The 23,289-nt window shown below is 35.5% G+C and carries 9 protein-coding genes; 1 reads left to right on the forward strand and 8 read right to left on the reverse strand.

Features of this window, described 5'->3' with window-relative positions; genetic code table 11:
- Nucleotides 1-885 (forward strand): tail fiber domain-containing protein (locus N4A35_01125; GenBank protein MCT4579991.1); only part of this gene is annotated, 885 nt, incomplete at its 5' end.
- 50 nt (nt 886-935) lie between these two features.
- Here the strand turns inward: N4A35_01125 and N4A35_01130 are convergent.
- The 8 genes from N4A35_01130 to N4A35_01165 all read right to left on the reverse strand — a co-directional run bounded on the left by N4A35_01130 (nt 936) and on the right by N4A35_01165 (nt 23,286).
- Nucleotides 936-4,595 carry a SpoIIE family protein phosphatase gene (locus N4A35_01130; GenBank protein MCT4579992.1) on the reverse strand — a complete coding sequence of 1,220 codons (3,660 nt, stop codon included), beginning with the start codon at nt 4,593-4,595 and terminating at the stop codon, nt 936-938.
- A 263-nt stretch (nt 4,596-4,858) separates the two neighbouring features.
- Nucleotides 4,859-5,359, reverse strand: a complete 501-nt coding sequence (locus tag N4A35_01135) for a hypothetical protein (GenBank protein MCT4579993.1) — start codon at nt 5,357-5,359, stop codon at nt 4,859-4,861.
- Entirely contained in the window at nt 5,359-12,522 is a 7,164-nt protein-coding gene (locus tag N4A35_01140; protein MCT4579994.1) for a hypothetical protein, read from the reverse strand. Before N4A35_01140 ends, N4A35_01135 begins: the two co-directional genes overlap by 1 nt.
- 12 nt (nt 12,523-12,534) lie before the next feature.
- On the reverse strand, nt 12,535-13,239 hold the full coding sequence (locus tag N4A35_01145) for a hypothetical protein (GenBank protein ID MCT4579995.1): 705 nt from the start codon (nt 13,237-13,239) through the stop codon (nt 12,535-12,537).
- Between the two features lie 2 nt (nt 13,240-13,241).
- Complete coding sequence (locus N4A35_01150; protein ID MCT4579996.1) at nt 13,242-19,841, reverse strand: hypothetical protein; 6,600 nt, start codon at nt 19,839-19,841, stop codon at nt 13,242-13,244.
- Between the two features lies 1 nt (nt 19,842).
- Nucleotides 19,843-20,418: a hypothetical protein gene (locus tag N4A35_01155; GenBank protein ID MCT4579997.1), complete on the reverse strand. Its 576-nt coding sequence runs from the start codon at nt 20,416-20,418 to the stop codon at nt 19,843-19,845.
- A gap of 1 nt (nt 20,419) precedes the next feature.
- Nucleotides 20,420-20,923: an OmpH family outer membrane protein gene (locus N4A35_01160; GenBank protein ID MCT4579998.1), complete on the reverse strand. Its 504-nt coding sequence runs from the start codon at nt 20,921-20,923 to the stop codon at nt 20,420-20,422.
- Between the two features lie 11 nt (nt 20,924-20,934).
- Complete coding sequence (locus N4A35_01165; protein ID MCT4579999.1) at nt 20,935-23,286, reverse strand: SprB repeat-containing protein; 2,352 nt, start codon at nt 23,284-23,286, stop codon at nt 20,935-20,937.
- Nucleotides 23,287-23,289: the final 3 nt, after the last annotated feature.

Raw genomic sequence — 23,289 nt, forward strand, 5'->3', positions numbered from 1 at the left:
ACTATTGACTTATCGGCTTTACAAGATGGCGTAAATGATGCGGATGCTAACCCTACTAACGAGATTCAGGACATCTCTTTAACTGGAACAAACTTATCTATTACGAGTGGTTCGACTATTGACTTATCGGCTTTACAAGATGGTGTAAATGATGCGGATGCTAGCCCAACGAATGAGATTCAAACACTTTCATTATCTGGAAGTAGCTTAAGTATTTCTGGTGGAAATGCTGTTACGTTACCTTCTGGAGGAGGAAGTAGCGTTTGGACTGAGGTGACTCCTAATGTTAGATACGCTATAACTCCTTTCCCTAATGATGCAATAATTAATTACGGAAATACAGATATCAGTGGGAATGATTTCTCAGTTGGTAATGGACTGTTTTGGGGTAGTAACTCAGGAGAAGACACAGGAATGTTTACTGATGGAGATCAATTAATATTAATGTCCCCAGGAGACAACCAATTAATTCAATTCTGGGAAGAAGACGCTCATCAATTGGTAGCACAAATCGCTCAATCAGGTGCATATTCTCAAATTTCTGATGAGACTTTAAAGCAAAACATTCAAAAAATTGATAATGCCCTTGAAAAAACAATGAAGTTATCTGGATATACCTATGAATTCAAGCAAAGTGATGAAGATGTAAAAAAAGGAACACCTATTGAATTGGGGATGGGTATTTTAGCCCAAGAGCTTAAAGCAGTTGCTCCTCGTTTAGTTACAAAGACACACCAAGGACATTATGTTGTAAACTACGATGGAATTGTTCCGATCTTAATTGAAGCTACAAAAGAGCAACAAGATTTAATTAGCAACCAACAGGCTGAAATTGATGCATTAAAAGCAGAATTAGAAGCAATTAAAGAATTATTAAAAAAGTAATTTTTTATCCAAAATGAACAAAGCCCTTTCTGATTTTGAAAGGGCTTTTTTTATACCTTAATTCCTATTATACAAATATCATCAACTTGTTCTAGCTCTCCTTTCCAACGATTAAAAGTATCGACAAAGACTTCCCTTTGCATACTCAAGGGTAGGTCTGCGATTTCCAAAACCATTTTTTTAAGCGGGCGTATTTTAAATTTTCCTCCCTTAGGACCGCCAAACAGATCTTGAAACCCATCTGTTAGGGTATATACAACATCTCCTTTATTAAGTTCAAACTCGCCTCCAACAAATGGGATATGATCATTATGGTGTTTACCAACGGGCATTTTTTCTGGGGTTATTTCAATTAATTCACCCTTTCTCACAATCCAAATAGGATTCTGAGCTGTTGCATAGTACAGTTTGGTTCTCTCTACATTAAAAATCATCAGTGCAGCATCCATTCCATCTTGTCCCCCGTCTGGACTTCCATCTTTTTTTAGATGATCAATAATTGTTTTACGTGTATCATTAAAAACCTCTGCAGGCTTTGTTATACCTTTTTCAATTGCTTGTTCTATAGAAAAAATATTGATAATACTCATAATCGCTCCTGGAACTCCATGTCCTGTACTATCAGCGTTTAAGACAGCAAAACAACCACATTTCAATTCCCTTGCCCAATAAAAATCTCCAGAAACAGCTTCTTTAGGTTGAAAATAGATAAAATAATCTTCCAAATTTTTATTTAAAACTTCCTCACTAGCTAAAAAACTCCTTTGGATGCGTTCTGCATAATTTATACTATCTGTAATTTCTTTATGTGCTCTTTCTACCTCTTCTTTTTGTGCTCTAATTTCTTCTGTTGCTGTCCCTATTTCATGTTCAAGTTCTGCTTTTCTTTTTTTCAATTTATTGGTCCTTAATTTTACAATACTAAAGACTAAAACTAACACAAACACAGTATATAGGACTCTTGCCCACCAAGTGTTCCACCAAGGAGGTCGTATCACAAAACGATAAGAGACACTCTGGCTCCACTGCTGACTTCCACCTATAGCTTTCACTTCGAAAGTATATTCTCCATACGATAGATTTCGATAGTCAACTTTTGTTTCTTTAGTAGGGATGCTCCAATTATGATCCATACCTTTTAATCGGTAACTATACTTTAGCTTATGTGAAGCATTCCAATCAACTCCAACGAAATATATCGTAATATGATTCTTATCGTATGGTAGTTTTAAATTAAAAGGGATTCTTTCTTGTTGAGAAAGACTATCAAATACAGCACCTTCCAAAACCCCACGATGAATATTATCGTAATTTACAAAATGTTCATCCACTTCGATTTGTTGTAAATAAAGCATTGGAGGTTCAATCACCAATTTATGTTCATTTAAATTTAACTTGACCAATCCTTTACCACTACCCCACCATGCTCTATTTTTACTATCTATACACACACTATTTGCGAAAAAATCGATTCCTTTTAAACCATCACTTTTGGCATATTGATGTATTTTAACTCGTTCTTCTTTTTCACTGGCTTCTTTAGGTAATGATATCAATTCATTTAACCCCCTCTCGGTACTAATCCAGATTCTTTTTTGATCATCTTCAGCTATAGACCAAACCACGTTATTGCTTAACCCTTCTTCTTTACTAAAGCATTGAAAATTGCTTCCATTGTATTTAATTGCACCACCATCGGTCCCAAACCATAAACTACCAGAATGATCTTGCATAATGCACCATACGGTATTATTACTTAACCCTTCTTTCTCCGTAAAATGTGTAAAACTTCGTCCATCATATTTGGTTACTCCTCCTCTATAAGACCCAAACCATATATTTCCATCTCTATCTTCCATAATAGACACTATACTATTACTCGATGCTCCTTCTTTCTCTGTAAAACATACTGCTTTCTCTCCATTATATTTTACGATTCCTCCTCCATGTGTTCCAAACCATAGATTTCCTTTCCGGTCTTGAATCATTGATAAAACACTATTCGCCCCTAATTCTTTTTGAGGAATAAGATGAATAAAATTGGTACCATTATATTTCGTTACCCCTCCATCATGTGTTCCAAACCATAAAACCCCTTTTTCGTCTTCAATTATTGAAGAAATCACATTGCTACTTATCCCATCTTTTTTTGTAAAGTAGCTAACACATTCGCCATCATATTTCATCACTCCTCCCCCATCTGTACCCAACCATAAATTTCCAGATTTATCCTCCATTATCGCAGAGACTTTATTGCTACTTAAACCCTCTTTTTGGGTCAACCCAATAAAACTACTTTCTTTATACCTCACTACTCCTCCTCCATAGGTTCCAATCCATAAATTGCCGCTTTTATCTTCCATAATCGAAGTTACAGCATTACTGCTTAGGCCATCTTTTTCTGTGTAACAAGTAAATTGAGAGCCGTCATACTTTACAACTCCCCCTCCATCTGTCCCAATCCAGATGTTCCCCGATTTATCCTCTAACATCGTCAAAACTCTACTCACTACTCCACTATTTTCTAGAAAAAAGGTAAAATGCTCCCCATCATATTTCACAACACCATCATACGTACCAAACCATAGATTTCCTTGTTGATCTTCTATCATTGATAAAACCTTATCATTATAAGATCCTCCTTTTGGACTGAAATGAACGAAAGCTTTTCCATCAAACTTTACAATTCCTCCTCCATACACTCCCAGCCATATTTTTCCATCTCGACTTTCTTCTATTGCTGAAATTTTATTCCCCGTCAACCCCTCATTTTCAGTAAAACAAGTAAAACTATTGCCATCATATTTAATGACACCTCCTCCATCTGTTCCAAACCACAAATCCTGCTCTTTACTTTCTAAAATTGTAGTGATCCTATTACTGGTCAAACCATTTCTTTCAGTAAAACAAGTAAAGCTATTGCCGTCAAACTTTACAATTCCACCACCATCAGTTCCCAGCCATAAATTGCCTTTTTTATCTTCTAATATAGCCCTAATCACATTACTGTTTAACCCTTCTTGTATGGTAAAATGAGTAAAACTATTGCCGTCATACCTCACCGCTCCACCACCATAAGTTCCGAACCATATATATCCTTGTTTATCTTGATATGAACAAGAGATATAGGATGAGGGCAACCCTTGATCCACATCTAAATACTGCATATTTACATTTGCAGCATCTTTAAAAACTAATGGGGAAGCCTTCGCTGGTTTGGTTTTAGTTGCTAATACTACTTTTCCTTTGAGAGACAACGGAACACCTGTTTTTATTTTATTCCCTAAAGTGTTGATGATATAATGGGTTGTATCATCGACAACTGTTTTCTTTAAAGGGATAACTTTCAACTCATTAGATTGCACTTTTTCAACCCTTTCTTTTGGCGATATTTTACACCTATTCAACTGTAATTTGGGCTTATAGCTACCTGTTGCTTCTACGCTAGCAACTTTGGGATACCTCACTTCCTCTATAACCGTTGCTTTTTCCTTAACCAAGAAAGGAGATCCTGTTTTTACTGTATCCCCATAAGAATTAATAATTGGGATAATACTATCTCCAGTAACGGGATTAACTGAATACCCCTCCTCAGTATTTAACTTTATTACCTTGGGTACAGCATATAATGACGCTGGTTCGGGGACTGTTTTATTTGTTTTTGCACACGAAATCAACAACAAAAGGGGGCAGCAATATTTGAGTTTCATTTTTCATAAGTTGCGGGTGCTAAGCAATTTACACTACCAAAAATACAAAAAGTTTGAAAACTTCCTAATTCATCCACCTATAGCTTTTGGAAAGAAATAAAATATCAGCTTATTAAACAGCTTTTAAACTACTTTCATCAACTTTTCACCTTTTTTTAACAACTCTACTCAAATGATCTTTTAATCTCATTATTTGTTGGTTTATTTTTTAGAATAGAAACCATTATATACCTCACGATGAGAAAAGGATGAGTGAGGATGCTTCAAATTTCTTCTAATAAGTTTTTAATCCTATTTACATTAACCTTATCAACACATTCTTCCTGTAAAATTAAAAAAGAAATGACTTTTAGAAGTTTAACCTTAGAAGAAGACCAAATCGTTCTAGGAAAATATACTTCTATAGCATCGTTAAAAGAGTAGGTTATTTTCAAGCCCGGGTTCACTCCTAAGCTAAACTCTTTGATAGCAATAAATTCAATTTTCCTTATTGTACTGTAATCAATTTTAACATTGCCTTTCTCTGTTTTAATTTTCAATTTATCAGCTTCAAAACTTATCGATGAATTGGTGATTATTGGGAAAAAGAAACTTAAGAAAACTCCTAAAAGGGTGCTCAAGACTATAAGATTATCAGAAAGCAACTGCAATTGATAAAACACAAAACCTAATACTAAAAACATAGCCATTTGAAGATAAACAACCAAAATTGTTTTAGAACGAAAGAAAAAATTAGGACTAATAAACCCACATTGAATAACCATTATAGTTTATTTTTAATTGTATTTACTTTAAACTCTACATTATTATTGTTACCCTCATTTTCTGGCCTTAAAATTTGTAAATCCTCTCCATTAGAATTAGAAGAAGGACTCTCCTTAGGGATTTCGAGTTCATTTTGTGGATAATCATAAACTATTGGTTGAGCTTTATTTGATTCTACTCTCATTAGAGGAGGCAATATTTCTTCAAGTATATTATTTACCCCATCATTTGCCTTATACATAACATAATTGCTTCCAAAAGTACCCAAAGTTGAAGAAATCCCCTCATTGAAAGGCGTCCTATAGTACCAAGGATATTTTATGTATTCTATTCCATAAATTGGACCCGAAGAAACGTATTGCCTACCAAATCTTGAAAAATCAAAATTTAATTTGCTTAATATTTTAGATATATAAGGGCTTAAGAACTTTCGTCCTAATAAACTCCCAACACCTGCAAACCCTCCACTAATTGCAACCTGCCAATAATCAACCTCGTCTAACTCTTTATCATTTATCCAGTATTGATCTAAAAAATTTTCAGCAGCAAATGCTACCCCAGTTAAACTTGGATTTGCTGCTGAAACAGCTCCTGAAGCAGCTCCTAAACCAACACTCGACCACCATTTCTCTCCATCATATTTATTCCAATTAACTACACCATTCCAAACAGCACCAACAGCACCTCCAAGAACGATATGCCAATACCTTCCATCTGCCTCTCGACCCCAAATAGGTTTATTTCCAGCTCCAACATAATTTGAATGAAATTGATTTAAAGGATCTAAAGCAAAAAACCTACCTAACCTTGGATCATAAACTCTATATTGATATGCTATGCTATTTCCTAGTCCTTTGATTTCATTATCTGCTTCAATTCCATTAAACATATAACGATACTCTCCACCATGCCTATAAGGTTGTAACATCCCAAAAGGATAATAATCTGAATAACTCACTACATCTGATTGGTAATAAGCCAAATCTCCTGAAATAGTTGTACTCTCTACCCCAATCTTTTTATCAGTAATCACAGCCAATACATTTCCTAAATGATTTGAAAGTTCATAGCTTTTTTCTCCAGCAATATACTTAAGATGATTAATCGATTGAGGGTTGATATTTACTTCATCAGTAATGATGACTTCACATTCGCCTTGGATTGATTCTCCTGGACCTACCACTTTTGAGAACACCCCATTAGTTGTATAACAAGGATCAGAAAAACGAGCACCATAAATTACCTTATTTACATTTTGAACCCCTAACCTTGAACTACCATACAACATTTGCTCCTTTAATGTCGTTAAAGATACGTATTCATTTTGAGAAGTCCAATCTGAAAATTCCTCTTCATAAACGGCCATGGTATTCCCCGAGGCATCTAATACATAATGACTATAAACCCAATCTTTTTCTCCTAATAAATTCCCTTGTGCATCTCTTGGCTTACTAATTTTCCCGATACGATTTCCCATGGCATCATACATAAACGACACATCTTTTAAACCTACTACATTGTCTCTTTTAATTTCTTTTACTTTACCACTTACTGTCCAAACAATCTTATCGATGTTTTCTTGTTCGTCTTCTGTTAACTGCCCGATCTCATTGTACTTATAGTTTTGAAAAGGTTGCCACCCTTTGATGTCTCCATAATCAGCAGTTGCATCGTTCACATCTTTAACATAACTTAACCTGTTTTGTAAATCGCCTGTACCTGTATTGTAATAGTAATAATTAAACTGATCTAAATTATTATTGTTCCCATTAGCTGCTTCTGTTTTGGTCTTTCTGGTCAACGACGTCAGGTTCCCATTTTTATCGTAACTGTAGTTGGTCTCATAATCTCCCATTCCATTTACAACATTTTTTCGTGTAGCACCATACCATGAGTTCACACCTGAATTCGTTAAAAACCCATCATTGGTATATACTTTCATGCTTTTAATTCGATTCAATTGGTCATAACGGTAACTATTACCATGAATTGCTAAACGGTTTTCTTGTTCGTCTTTCATCGTCGTTGTCATGTGACTAATATTTCCATTGTACAAATCATTGCCCACAGGAGAAATAATGTGTGTATTGTAAGCCATAAAGTCTGTATTTCCAATTGACATATAATCCCAATTAAAGTACCCCAACGTATAGGCAAAGGCGTCTTGTCCTACAAAGCGATTTTGGTTATTGGCTACATTGTTCCCATCTCTTCCCATATCTCTATGTGAACGTAAAACAGTACTGTTTACTGCTTTTAACCACCCTTGAATGGTATAGGTAAAGTCATTGGCCGCTACTTTATCGTGTCCTAATTCTACCCTAGCCAATGGCCCGTGTAAATAATAGAAATATTTGGCGTCTGCTTTCCATATTTCTCCATCTTTGGAAGTTTCTGCCTTGGTTAAACGATTATCTGCATCGTAAGAATAACGGTGTCTAAACTCATCTAATTCTCCTTCTTGGTAAATCACTTCATTAACGTTCCCACTAATTAAATCGTAGGTATAAGCCATTTTTTTCAACTGCTGCTTTGAAAACTTAATATTTTTATTTTCTTGCACCAACTCTTTAACGTTCCCATGAATATCGTAACTGTAATGTGTTGCGTGATTAAACTCTGTTGAAGTTGGTGCTCCATCTTCATTATAAGCTACGCTTGCAATTCGCCCTCTAGCATTTTCACTTGTAAAATTAGCCACACTATGGTTCGACTCATCATAATAACTTGCGGTCACTTGCTCTATTGCTGTTGTTGGGAATGTGTTGTCGTTTAACTGTTCTTCGGTTGGTACTTGCGCTAAACTGACCTGTCCCGCCTCTACTGTTCTTCCATGTTTATCATACTTTGTATAAGAATAATTCCCATCTACTGCCTGTTGCGCATTTTGAGAAAAACGCAGTTGTTGGTTATCGTTATAGAAAAATTTAGACTCCCCTGCATCTGGAGTATTTTGAGCAATCATTTGCCCTAATGAATTATACTGATAAGTTGTTTTTAATTCATGATCAGGATTTGTTCCGTCCCAAACTCCATTGGTAAAATGCGTTACAGGAACTAAGTTCACCCCTAGTGGTGGAACTGTCTGCACTAAACTTCCAGCCTGATCAAAATAGAATAAGGTATATTGGTATTCTTTTGCTTTATATTCGTAATGGAACGACTCCTCTAATGGAGAACGCATACATTGATCGTATACTGCTGCCCAATATTCCTCAATAAATTCATTTTTTAAGCGTTCAAATTCTTCGTTCGCAGCTAAAGTTGCTAATTCTCTTAACTCATTTTCACAGTCCTGTTCGATATCTGCTATGGTTATATCAGTTGAAAAAATGTTATCATTTTCATTCCACTCGTCACAAGTTACTATGGTTTGATTGGTCTGATTAATTGACAACGATGTTTGGTTATTCAACACCTTAGAGAAACCAATACCTGCAGTTGTTGGATAATAATTAGGACAACCTCCTGAAGCTTGGATATAAATTTCTTCAACAGTTGTTCCGTTATCATAATTAGCTGTGATTCCAAATGTAGGATCTACACCATCGGTAAAAGTTAAATTAGGCTCAAGATCCACAACAGCTGTAAGGTCTAACAACGAGATATAATCACCGTCGTTGTTGGTCATACAATTAAAGTGGTTATTGACTGCTACTTCAGTTGTCCCATTTAAGAACACGATTCTATTTTGTACTGGTCCAGATAGTATTTTTACCTTATCAGCAAAGCTACCATAGTTTGCACTTAAAATCCCTGAAAAAAATGGAAAATGACTTGTATTTGTTAAAGAGTATTCGACATCCATTGCTAAATTAGGAATTGCCAACAACTCATTGACAAATACATTCCAATCTAATGAAGCCTGTGTTAAACTTGCCGTTTCGATCGCCACATTATTTAACGTCACTTCTACTGTACATGGCTCTGGCTGTGCTAGATTTTCCAAAACCTGAGCTGTTCCACAACCTGCAGTATTTAAGATACCTTGAATAGCGTTTAGGTCAGCATTGTTGCCTAATAGTTCTGCGATTAAAACACCATTAGGGTTGGTTCCGTCACATGTCGTTGCACAATAATTCACCAAATGACTTTCTATGGTACTCAGTTGTCCCGCAGTTAAGTTTTCACAATTGTTAGCGATGCTCGACAACCAATTTTCTACATTTAGTTCGCAAATATCCTCACATTCATCATCTACATTCCATACAATAGGAGCAAAAGGATCTCTAAAAATAGAATGATCATCAGCATAATAGGTACAAGTATAGTGGTTTTCGATAATTTGTAAACGTTCTGCATTATAGAATCCATAGTAACGTTGCCAAATTTGCTCACCTGTAGGAGTAGCAATATTAGGATATAAGAAATCATCAATCTCTGTAGCAGGTGTAATACCAGGATGATTTACGGTATTAGGAACACTAACATACGTTAGGAGGCTTTGATAATTATTTGGAGAAATTTCAATATACTCGTTCACTATTTTATTGTGGAAACTTGGATCTAGTGCTAAAATAGGGTCTCCGTTGGTGGTTGGGTTTAAATATGAACTTGCTGCAGGGTCGTTCATAGAAGTAACTAATGCCATTTGATTACTGTAATCATTAATCGCTTCTGTAGCTACACATTTTTCATAATGGCAAAATTCTCTATGTTTAGTGACTAGCTTATCAACAAAGGCAGGGTCCCAATTTACAATTAAGTCTCCTCTTGTGCTGTGAGGTATGTATGCTGGATCATTAGGATCTGCTGATAATTCTAGTAATGCTTCTTCTAACCATGGCGATTCAAATAACCAGCCTCCTAAACTAACGTCAGCTTTTAACCTTTCAAGCAAGACCTCACAAGAATTGATGTTTAAATCATCACTTGGAGATGGTACCTCATCAACTGGGATACAAGGAGTCGGAGTAAAGGTTTTTGTACCACCTGTTGCCTGTTCATCACAAGGCTCCATATTACAGTTTGAGAAATCAATATCTTGAGTGTACTGCATAACGAGGTCACTTAAATTAGGAACAAACACAGAAGTTGTATTCGGGTCATCGATATACGCTAATTCAAGATCTAATTGCGTTTGCATCGCTTCTTCATCTACACGTAAGACCTTAATCACGGTATATTCTCCTACAGGGCTATTAGCATCAGTAGTCAAAGAAAAAGTAATAGGCGCTGCTGTTAAACTGTATTGCGTACCAGGACATACAGCTGCCTGGTTATTGGTATATTGTTGTGTTATAGTTGCTGTTGTTGCTCCAGTTACAGGATCTGTATAAGCTAAATTGTGTAATGAACCATCAGGGTTTAACACTTTGATTTCAAGCACATAACTACAGTTAGCACAAAACATATTGGAAGTCGTCCCATCTGTTATTGTTGTGTGGGCAATCACTCCTGTTTCCAATTCATATTCAAAGTTATAGGTTTGTGGCATATAATTAAAAACTACCGATTCGCTTCGACTAATAATTCCATTGTCCACGTCATTAACTAACTCGTTATCCTCGTTCAAATCAACCGTTACAATTTCTTGTGTAGTACCAGGTAAAGCATCCAAATTATTAGGAGCTTCTCCGACTAAACATGTCGCAATCGTTCTTCCTTCTTGATCTAAGTACGATGCACTGATTTGACCATTAGGGTCAATCACATAGTTTTTCTTATAATGCTTTACATTTCCTACATTTTCACCAAACATTCGAATTAACTCTGTAGCGTTAGGTGAAGAATAGTAGTAAAATGTTTCGTGTCCTGAACCTAATGCATGATTTGTACCTACACCTGAAGTTCTTTTGACTCTTCCAGTACCATCTTTTAAAAATTCTGTTTGAGCATAAGGCATTCCTTGTGCATTAGGAATATAATCTCTATTCATTGAATTGGTAAATGGATTATTTCCACTGTAATATTCTCCAGCACCATTATTGGCTGCGATTAACCTGTTTGAGTTCGCTGTATTTCCAATATCTGTATCAAAATGGGCTTTATCAAACATATCTCCATTAGCTACTTGATTCATCTTTTCTTTATAGCTGTAATTATTTTGCCCCCCATAATTGTCAATAGCTGATGGTAAAATCGATACAGACGGTCTTCCTTCATAATCGTAACGGTTTACCCCTACAACAAAAACATCTTCTGTACTCAACTTGGTCAACGTTTGTTTAGAACGCATAGATCCATCCATATAATTCAATACACTTTTGCTTTTTCCATCTTCGGCAAAAGAAATGGTGTACTGCCAGTTTTTGTTTGATTCAAACCCTGTAATGTGTTGGTAAAGCATATTGCCAGGCACAACTGTTGCTGTAAGGTCACTGTTATAACTCCATGCTCCCACATAATTTTTCCCTCTAGGTCGAACTCTAAAATAAACCAAAGCTTCTGATGCCATTGGAGGGATTTGATAGGTATTTGAAGTCGTTGTAATTCTAGTTGGTTCTTTATAAGAAAAAATTTCGGTAGCTACTGGCACTCCTAAATCATACACATCAACAAATACCCATTCTAAATCATATTCTTCTGCTCCAGGTGTATATCCCCATCCTAAATCAATTCCTTCCGTTGGGCTATAGCCATTGAAAAATAACGGAACCTTAGTCCCTAAATCAAAATCATAGTAGCGTTCTGTTTCAATACTTAAGGTTAAACTAATATCTTCTGGAAGATCAGTTGAATTTGCAGGATTTGCAATATAGGTAGCAGCGGATAAATTAGACGCGTCAATAGGCGTATTCGAAACCCAAGCTTTTACAGCGTTGATCGCTACCTGAGAAACGTGGCTGTTGGTATTAAAAATAGCCAATTGCTCATACAAGTGCTCAAAATCAGCATCATGGCCATTGAATTGAATCGCTAACGTTCCCGAAGTACCACTAACAAGTTCTGTATAACCGACTTCATACCTCCAATAATGGTGTTCTAAATCTGTTTGTTGATCTCTTGTATAGCTTAAGTGTAATTTTGCTCTTCGTATTACACTATATGCAGATGGATCTGTCAACTCATCTGCATAAGATAAGTCTTCTACATCCAACTGAAGACCTGACGAAAGATCTGATTTTTCGACAACAGTACTTGTAAGAATATTCCCCGCAAAACTCTGTAAGCTTAACAGGAATAGACTAACGGCTAGTAAAAAATTTATTCTTATTTTCATTGTATAAATGGGTTAATCATTAAACACGTCTTCATTAATTTCGATGACCTCATAATTTCTATATGCACTAGCAGGAGAGATGGTCTTTCCTTTAAAACTAATGTATTTGCTCTCTTTAAATTCGGTTGAAGAGAACGTTGGGGAGGTCGTTATATTTTTATATTGAATAATCACTTTGGTTGAACTTAACCCCGCTGACTCATCGTAATAATACACAACCTCACTCAGCATTTTATATCGGGTATCAATACTTATTTCCATTTTGGAAATCAAGTTGTTTTTAGCAATAATGGAATACTTTTGAATGCCTTTCGTTGTACCATGATCGATAATTGAATCTACCTTTTCTATGGCTGCATTCATATTTTCTTCTCCAAACAAATCCATATTCATGACTTCTTCTGAAAGTGCACTAGCCACAATAATTTGCTCACTTTGTTTATCTAGTGTAATCATGTATTTTTCGTTAATGAGCATACGTTTATCTTCTAAGCTGTAATGAAAACGATTCCCGTCTTTTTTGATTTTAGCTTTTTGTATCACTGGATCTTCCCTAAAGTTGAGCACTTGAATGGTAATATCCGTTTGGAAGCGCTCTGTATTCTTATACGATTGATACACCTCTTTAACATGCTCAGCAAAGCCTTTTTGTGCTTTAAAAGGAAGCACAAAAAGTAAACTGGCGAAAAGACTAACGATATGACTTGATTTATTCATAATTAATGTTGCATTGATGCTCTAGATTCCTGAATAGTTTTGATTCCTTTTTCTGTTTCTTGCTTCACTAAGAACAATGCTCCAGATTCATCATAATAGTAGAATGTTGCGTAGTTGTTGTCGTCTAATGTTGCCTTCAACTTTAAATCAACCGGATCATAGACATGAGTTTTCATTAATCCTGTTGATGGGAAAATTCTAATATCATCGAAGAAAGCTAGATCGTTAAGCGCAGTTGAATGCTCCCCTTCTTCCCCTGGATAAAATTTAAACTGAAGATTTACAGCATTGTTCGGATATTCGAAACTCATATCTAGTTTTTGCCAACCTTCAATCACATTTCCTTTAAAGTTTGCTGGAGTACTAGATACACTTTCACTTGAAATAACGGCACCTGTATTATCTAGGAACTCTATAGTAACCCCGATATTTGTATTTGCTAAAGATGTATAATAATCATCCGTTTTAGCAACCCATGTACTGAATTCATATTTTTTACCGCCTATTAAATTTAAATAAGGCTGGTAAAATTTCACTGGAGTATTCGTTGCATGCGTACTCGTTACTTTTAATGAATTATTTCCTGAATGCGCTTTTTCACCAGATACGGTAATAAAGACAGGCGTCATTGTATTAAAATCGGCTTGTGGAACACTTACAGTTTTATCTATACCAACTTTTCCTGTCCAAAATGTTGAAGCATCTTCAAAAACCCAATTTCCAAATTTAACAACCACTTTTCCATAGTAACTTGAAAGTGGGTCAGTTACCTCATTATAGTCAACAATAGTAGATGGAGCTATCACCTGTTGAGGGGCTATTGAATTAGCAATTGGAAGATGAAATACTTTATCCGCTAAAGCACTTACTGTTACTTCATCTGTCGTTGATAAATTAAGATTGACAAAATCATTATAGTCAATATCTAAAATGGCTTCATCTCCATACCCCATTAGCACATCGTGCTGTTCTGTTAGATTAAATAAACCATCGTTATTTAGCCCACCTGTAGCATCATAAGCATTATAAAAAGCCAAGTTACTGGTTGTACTATTAAATTGATTAATGTTTTGATTTTCTTTATATTCTTCAAATCCTTCAAATCCTATTTCATTGTATTTAGCATTAGCCGCTACAGCAGTACTCTGTCTACCTCCATATCCATATAGGGCTGCTGAATAACGTCCGAGTACATCTTTATTTTCTAATTTCAGAGCATAAGGGCTTACCTTGGTTATTTCATTCCCCATCTTCCAATTTTCAAAGCAACTTCCAAGATGTGAGAATCCCCAATTAAACATGGTTACATCATCAAATGTACCATCCTCAGCTAACTTCACATCTACTTCATTATTGGTGGTTGACTGTTTTCTATCGTCAACGTAGGTATAGGTCTTATGTGTACTCCATATTCCTTTTTCACCTGTAGCAAAAGGATTTTTGTTATTCGAAGCAGTATAATTGGCTTGGTTATTCTCTCGATAATCTCTAAAATCTTTGATCCATTGATCCTTAAATGAAACAGCTGTAGCAGACAGTACATTATCAATATACCTAGGAACAACTCCTTGTGACATTGTTTTTCGAGTAGCGTTACCACCTTCACTAGATAAACCACTGAACACATACTCAATAGAGTTGGCGCAATCTAACGTTGTTCTTCCTACTGTTGGATCAGTATTTAAAGTAACGTAATTGGCCCCTTTTGCTCCTAAGTGATTTCTATAACCTGATCGTACAACCTTAAATTTATAGTCTCCTTCGGCAATAGTCGTTAAAGGGTGAAAATAAAACTCCCCAATATAATTATAGGTATATGTGAATTGTACTTTATTAGTATTATCTGTTTTTTCACCAATTAAAACATCCCCTTGGGTTAACCCTTCAAAACTAAATGAGTTTTCAGGACTAGCTAAATAAACACCATCCCCATCAGAATCTGTTAGTGTTGCTTTAAATGTTTTCCCTATATTTTGATAGGCTGCCCCCATTGCATCATACCCCCATCTTGCTGGCATACTATAATTATAAATACTCTCATCAAAATTATTGGTTGTTTTGGTTAACAAAGGCTCTCCTGTTAACGGGTCAAACTTGACGTTTTCTGTCATTACGATTGATTGTCCATCTGTTGCTTTTGTTTTAACCAAAATCCCTGACTTATGGATAACTTTATTGGTTACCACTGTTTTTAATTGATTTTCTGTATAATTATAACTTGGCCAAGGACACAATGCAGGAAGGAATGCTATCTGTTCATTATTAAAACTTACACCAGCATTTGCAGAAGTTGAAATCGTTCTTCTTGCATCTGTAATAAAATCAACATCTACCCCCATTTCGTAGGTACCATCTGTATCAGCTTCAGCATCGGAAGGATCATCAGAAAGGATTACATCTACACGGTTATCTAATTCTCCTTTACTGTTGGTTTTATATATATATTCTACAGAAGACACGGGTTTATCTTCGATAAAATCTAAATTATTATCCTGTCCATAATTGCTAACTTTTCGAAGTTTCCCATGCATATCATTCAAGACAATGCTATACCCTTGAGTTGCAGATAATTTATTAATTGATGTTGTTCCTATTCCTGGAACAGGGATCGTTAAGTTTTGTTTACGTTTAGTTCCCCTAGTATTGTGATATAACAGCTTGGTATAGTCTGTTTTTACAGGAAAATCTTTAGCGGTATAATACTCGTTAACGACCTTACCTGTGGTTGAAGTATTGAGAGGTGTTTGCCCATCTTTTTTCAACTCAGTTTGTTGGTGGGTATTGATACTCATTACGGTCACCTTAGAATAGCCTACATGCGGCGCTGGATATAAGTTTTCATTGACCGGCAACTCACTATACATTGCATTATCTGTTTTTAAACGCGTATGTAACGCAAATCGTACTGGTTTTCGTAAAGCAATTTCATCTCCTCCGATTACTGGCTCATAAGCAGCAACTCCAGAACTCATCTCATTTCCATCCTCATCAGTTGTCGTATAAAGGTATCTTTGCCCATACATTTCTGCACTTTCATTGGTTGTACTCCCATCCCAATTATCAGTAATCGAAATTTGTTTTACACGACATCCTCCTCCAAACTTCTCTTTATCAGGTGTTCTTAAACGAAGGAAAGATTTTCCTAGCTGTATTTCTTCTCCCCAACCTTTATTATGCATCCATCCAAACACTCCTCTAAAAATTCGACCAACATCTGCCCAAGCAGAAAGCATACTTCTAGAGAACGCAGCTGCTTCCATTTTTGACAGTTCTTTTTTCTGCACTTCGCTGCTATTTCCAATTTTATATAGTAAATCAGGTTGATTGGTTCGAATATGTTGCCATGCAGCGACTTGAAATGGATGATAGTAGATAATATCACTTCCTCCATTTCTTTTTCCAATCGTTAAATAATCTAACACGATCCAACCTTTAGTATACTCACCATTATTATTATCATAGGTTCCTAGACCACAATCAAGCACCTTAGCATACCCCCCAACATATTCTTGTAATCCTGCCGTAGTATTGGTTAACGTTGATTTTATTTTAAAATAGACGTCTTCTCCTTTTCTAATGTAGTTTTTCTCAATATAATTAGTTTCCTCGTTAGTAGTGAAGGCAGAAGAAGTCACCACAGGATGTTCTAATTCAAAAAATACTTTACGGTTTGATGGTCCACAATTATCACAATCTATTACATTATCATTAGTACCAATATCATCATTTAAACTGGTAATTGGCGTCATCTGCATGGCCACTTCATCCTGAACATAAGCATAACTATCCGACTCATAATCAATTTTTATTTTTCCTCCAGAAGGCAAAGTAATACCTTTTAAGTTCCAAACAGCTGCATGTTCATCATGCTCTTCTTTAGTATATTCAAATTGATTGACATAAGGATTATCAATATTATCTTGATTTGCTCCGTAAGGTTGATAATTTCCCCACTTATCTACAGCTTTCTCATCATAATTCGGGTTATCAGTTGTTGTTTGGTTCCCATCTTCATAATCAAACTCATATTTATTCAACGCTCCTCTTGTATTGTTTTTATAAGTAAACCATAACTTTTTTAGTGTTAACTTCCCATCGCCACTAGACAAACTATTGTTGGGTAAGTCTTGACAAAGCTCATAAGCATGGTCTAAGTGTACTTCTTTAATTGGGACAGCATTGGGGTTTAAAACGCCATTGGTATAACGCTCTGCCTTTGTAAAGATTCTTATTTTCTTTAGCCTATATGAACTGGCATCAGTTAAGTCATAATTCTGAACTTCATTAAGAACACCTCGTGCATCATACCTAGATTCAACCAAAAACTCCGCGATATGTGTCTTGGTTTCTGCTGTGGCTAAATACCAATTTTCTTTTTCTCCATAAACGTAAGCCCCCTCATCATCTATTGTTGATGTTTTATACCCCTGTATATAATTTGCTTTACTAAATGGCGCTCTCCATTTATAATCATCTGAAGTTTTGACATAATTAAACTTTACCCAATACCCCAAATCATTGTCTGATGGTCCATTATTATCAATATCAACATAGTCTGCTCCTAAAATTGAAGTCAATAAATAAGAGTGGGCATACGCAGGAGTTTCCATAGCATAAAAATGCTCATTTGTTCCTTTAAAATCATATTTTATCTCTTGGTTATTATGGTCAATATTTACCAGTTTTTGAGTAGAATTTGTGATCGAATTTTCTGGATCAAGGCTAAAACGAACTTCTTTCTTTTTATTGTTATAAGCTGGTAGAGCATATACATAACGTTGCCCAGAGTTGTTTAACGCTGTATACCCCGCAATTTGTCCTTGAGATCGAGTTGATCTGCTGTTATAATCCGCTAAATCGGATGTATTATATGCTTCTAATTGAGGAGTATCATAATATTTTAAATCATATTCTGATAAAATTTCGTCATTATTTTCAAGTAACTCTTCATTAGTAATAGGAATTAAATTTACTCCTCTAGCTCTTCTTTGCTTTCTTTTATTGTCGGCAGCAGTTATGACAGCACTATTCTGTTCGTCGTTTAAAACATTTTGAAGTTTAAATCGTTTTTCTTTGTTTTCTCCATTTTTATCAATTTCAAAATAAACCGCTTCTTCTGATTTTAAGAGTTCTTTTCGATCGCTATCATAATGATCTATGGTATGTTCCCCAAATGTTTTAAAATAATATGGCTCATAAGCCTTATTTTCTTCTACAGGGGCAAATCCTATTTGGCTACTAAGATTATCTAAATTACTTTTCCATTTTCCACTTTCGGTTTTCCCCCAGTTATACCCCATCTGCATACCTGTATGAACTGTAGGAAGTGGAGGAGCAGGAGCACCAAACTCAACCCCAATATTACCTCCAGCTGTATTGGAACGCATGTATTGATTCGTTCCTATTCCCAAATCGGAACGGAAAGGTCGATAGCTATTTCCAATCCCTTGCCCAACAACTAAATAATTATCGTAAGTAAAAGAAGGAATCGCTAACATTTCTGATGTTTTATGAACCATTCCGTCTTTTTCTCGTCCCATATCACTTAATGCTCGTGAATCATGAAGTCCATCATATTTTTCTAGGTTTAAATAGCCTACTGCTGGATAAGACATCAAATTACTATTTAACTCCTGTTTATTGTAAAACCCAGAAACACCAAACCCTCCATAAGCACCTGCACCATCAACTCCTAAGTTGTATGCTATATTTAAACTAGACCCTACAAAAGCTGTAGAAACAGCCGGAGAATAAGAGTTATTAGACATCGGTATTGCTGCTTTTCCTCCTGCTCCATAATTAATATTTCTATCTTCATCACTATTGGTTTTTGAACATGACTCAACACTTTTGCTCATAGAAAAACCTAAAGAGGTTTGAGTTAACCCCAACCTAGAATTATAACCTGCACTAATTGATGTTTTAACAGAATTTCCTTTTGCTCCCGATTTAGAAGATATAGTTAACTCTGGTGACGCTCCAACTCCTTCTTGACTATCCAACGATAAATTTAGTCCAACTCCAGCAGTTGCCTTTGTTCCAAGCCCTTTGTTTAAACTAGTTCCAAACCCCATACTATACCCCACTCCTTTGTAACTGTTGTAATACATACTAATTGAAGGGGATATGTTTAAAGCAGCTCCTATTTTTGAATCAAAACCAAACAACTCAAAATTAGCGTTTCCACGAGCTCCTACAGTCCAATTCGTTTTTAAATATTCGGTTACTGTTATTTGCTCTGACCCATCAAAATCGTCAGGTAAGTTTTTTACATTTCTATTAATCACCCCAGGGTTTAAGGACCAACCTAATCCAACCCAACTGGCTTCTTGATCCATTCCTATTCCTGAATGATATGCCAAGTTAAACGGGTACCCTCCATCTGGACCTGGCAAATTAAATAACGGAATATTGTAGGTAAAATCCCCTGTAAATGGATCTACCATTTGATTCGTTGTTACCGGTTCAAACGACTGCACCTCTGGTTGACTAGGTCCACTGGTCAATGCCATAGACACTCCTGGCGCAAAAATTTGAAACAACATATTTATAGCTAAGTATAGCGCTATTCCTTTCGTGTATTTACTAAGCTTTAAAATCATATTACTGTTTTAATTTGGGTATATTATTAAGTGTTGTTGTTGGGTAATAAAATTGTACTGGCCCTGCACCAAAGACAGGATCATTAAATCGTATTGTTTTTTCTTGTGGCGTAGCTTTTTTTTCGACCTCAAACGCTAGAGTTACTTTGGCATAAGGTGCTAATCCGTAATTTCTTTCGTAATGCGCAAACAAACAGGGTAAGGTATCACCTCCTTGTATTAAACTTAAATCTTGTTGAATGTAGTCGGCTAAATAAAATAAACGGTTGTTATATTCTGCCACATCTCGAGCACCAGACTTGAGTACATCTTGTCCATCTAAGCTTTCTATTTTTAATGTATAATATTCTGTATGTTGCTGCTCTTCTGTCGCTTCGACACTATCTTTTGCTTGTAACAGTTGATAAGGCAAGGGTTTATAAAATAACTCATAAGCAAACTGACCGATTTCCTTACGTACTATTAACCCATTTTCAGGGTTTTCGACCCATTGTTTATAAGCTTGCTCTTCCAATTGGCCTGAAGTACAAGCTCCTAAAGCTAAAAATGGCAATATGTAAATAATGATTTGCTTCATTTTATTTTCCTACAAATTTTTGATTTACATATTTAATGACCTCTTGAGTAATGTCATTGGATTCTTTTCCATACATAATAGCACCAGAGCCATTGGCTCCAAAGATGTACCCCAACTGTTGTTCTTGACCGTAGTTTTCTACATATTCGTTTAGTTGTGTCCAAATTTGGTTATCGTATTGTTGTTGGAGTTGTTGATTCTCAGACTCAAACTGTTGTTGTTTGGCTAGGTATTGCTCTTTACTAAACAAAAAAGCTTGTTTTAAAGAATCGTTCGTTTCATTGGCTTTAATTCCAGCCACCATCATTTCTAAGTTTAACTTTAAACTGTCTAACACATTTTTTCGAGCATTTACAGTTTGTTCGAGTTGACCAGTTAATTGTTTTTTCAACTCAAAGGCTTCAAACAACTCTCCCATTTTGATGTATCCTGTTTTTTCTGTTTTAGAACAGCTTGTGATAAGCAACAACACCAAACTTCCAATAATTATTAATTCCTTTTTCATCTTCATCTTTTTTACTCTGTTGGACATCCAGGGCATGGATGTTGCGGGTCAAAAATTGGGTTCCCATCATAGAAAAACCTTAAGTATTGTTTCTCTTGTTTCTCATTGGTTACTTCTAGTATATAATATAGGGGAACTTGAATCGGTATAGTGCTCAAATCAATTTCATAAAAATTATTTCCATAAACCACTGATTGAGCTGGTAGCGTAAGTGGCGTATTACTTCCTGTTGGATAAACTTTATAATTTAAAACTCCATCTAAATCTTGGTATTCCTCGACATAATGGAATCGAAGTTTTTTATCTTCAACTTTATAATAACCTCCATTTAACTTAGGATAAAGCTCAGCATAACTTGTTCCATTAGAGTAGGTGAAAGTCGCACGAACTTTAGAGACTTGCAGTCCCGTTTGTGTCATTGCTGTTCCCACATAAAGTTTATTTGAATTTGGTGGAGTAACACTTCGCAATAAATATTCTCCACCAGTGCTCACATCTTTGAAACGATAATTAATTTTATTATTTTGCACGTCCCTTTCTAGGTAAAAGATATCTCCAGGAGAAATGAAATTATACTGGCCTATCCAATTCCCATTTTCGATAATATGAATTCGGTTATAACGTTGGTACATACAATAATCAAAATTTTTGTACGAGTTTACAGGCTCATTAACATTTGCTATATCTTCATCCCAAAATCCTAGGAAACGATAATAGTCAATACCATCAACTTTATAAGTAACTACCCCTGGTTCTCCTGACTTTAAATAATTATGAGAAACCGCTCCTGCATTAGTCCATCCAAACGGCGCTGTTTTGGTTAAAATATTGTTTACTCCATCAACTGCTATTCCTGACACATTATCCCATTTCACCATATAATCCACTCCAAAGGTTTGGCTTTTGGTATTGTTAAAAATATCCGTAACCACAACCGAATAGGTATCTTGAGTAACGTTATTGATATCCTGAGTAGTGGCTCCATTGCTCCACAAGTAAGTATATGGACCACTTGTCCCTGTAACCTGAAGATCAACTTGCCCCTGGACATTATTATCTAAATCTATATGAGTTACAGTAGCTGATAAATCAATAGGAATATCAAAAGTTGTGACAACATTATTTAGAGAAACTCCTGGATAATAGAAATTTACATCAACAAATAAGTCTTCTGACATAAAAACATTGGCGGCAGTTTCATAAAACGTCCATTTTTTTCCATTACGAATTCTATTATAATAAACCGTTCCATTGTACCTGTGTATTTCCAATTCATCTCCTATGGCCAAAACACCATTTCGTGCATGGTTAAAACTTCCACTCTCATACACAAAAACATCACCATTGTATGTTCCCAATCCATATTTAATACTACCTATTCCACCTGCTAAATTGTAGGTTGTTAAACCAAAAACTCTCAGCTTATTATCTGTTATACTTTCAACAGCATATTTTACGCTACCGTTCTCATTTGCTTTCAGTTGATTTGCAGAAATCCCAACTCCATCATTCCAACTGTTTCCTCCTGTTAATTTTGCAATACTATTGTTGACTGATGAATATGTATATCCTGTTACGTTTAACCATTTATTCAAATAACCTATTTTAAATACGCGTTCTTCAACACCTCCAATACCATCAGTTATTGTTAAAGTATATGTTCCAGGTTGTAAACCAGAGATGCTATTCCCCATTGCTCCATTATCCCACGACAACGTATAATAACCTCCCTGAGCATCAATACTTGTAACATTTATACTTCCGCTTAAAACATTATTTTCAGGATCAATATGTGTTAAAGACGCAACACAACCAATATAGCCAAAAGACGATTTTACATTAGCCAAAACACTTCCATGATAATAAGAACAAGCCCCAGCATATAATTGATCATTAATATTTACGGGAGTAGTATGATAAGTTGTCTTAACACCTGAACTTATGACACTATAAAGTATATTAGCACCACTTCGTTCTACCATTACGACATCACCAACTCCAATAACTCCAGAATAGGTATCTTTCAAATCCCCATACTCAAAAATTCTTAAATCTGTATGATTTTGATTAGCAGCAAACTGTAACTTCTCATAATTTCCTGGGGTTGTTGAATTTACCAAACCAATAAAAAATGAATGCCCTGTATTCGTTACCGTAAATTTTACTTCTCCATTGTGCTGAGACTCTAATTTGTTATGTGAAAAAACAGCATAATTCCAATTACTTCCAGCTGTTTTTTGGAGGGTATTCGCTGTATGACTATAAGAATAGCCACTTACATTAGCCCACTTAACATCATATTCCGCAAAAGAATAAGATGCATATAGTGTAAAAACAAAAAGAAGCCAAAATAACTTTTTCATATT

This window comes from Flavobacteriales bacterium, from assembly GCA_025210295.1.
In the GTDB taxonomy this organism is placed as follows: domain Bacteria; phylum Bacteroidota; class Bacteroidia; order Flavobacteriales_D; family Parvicellaceae; genus S010-51.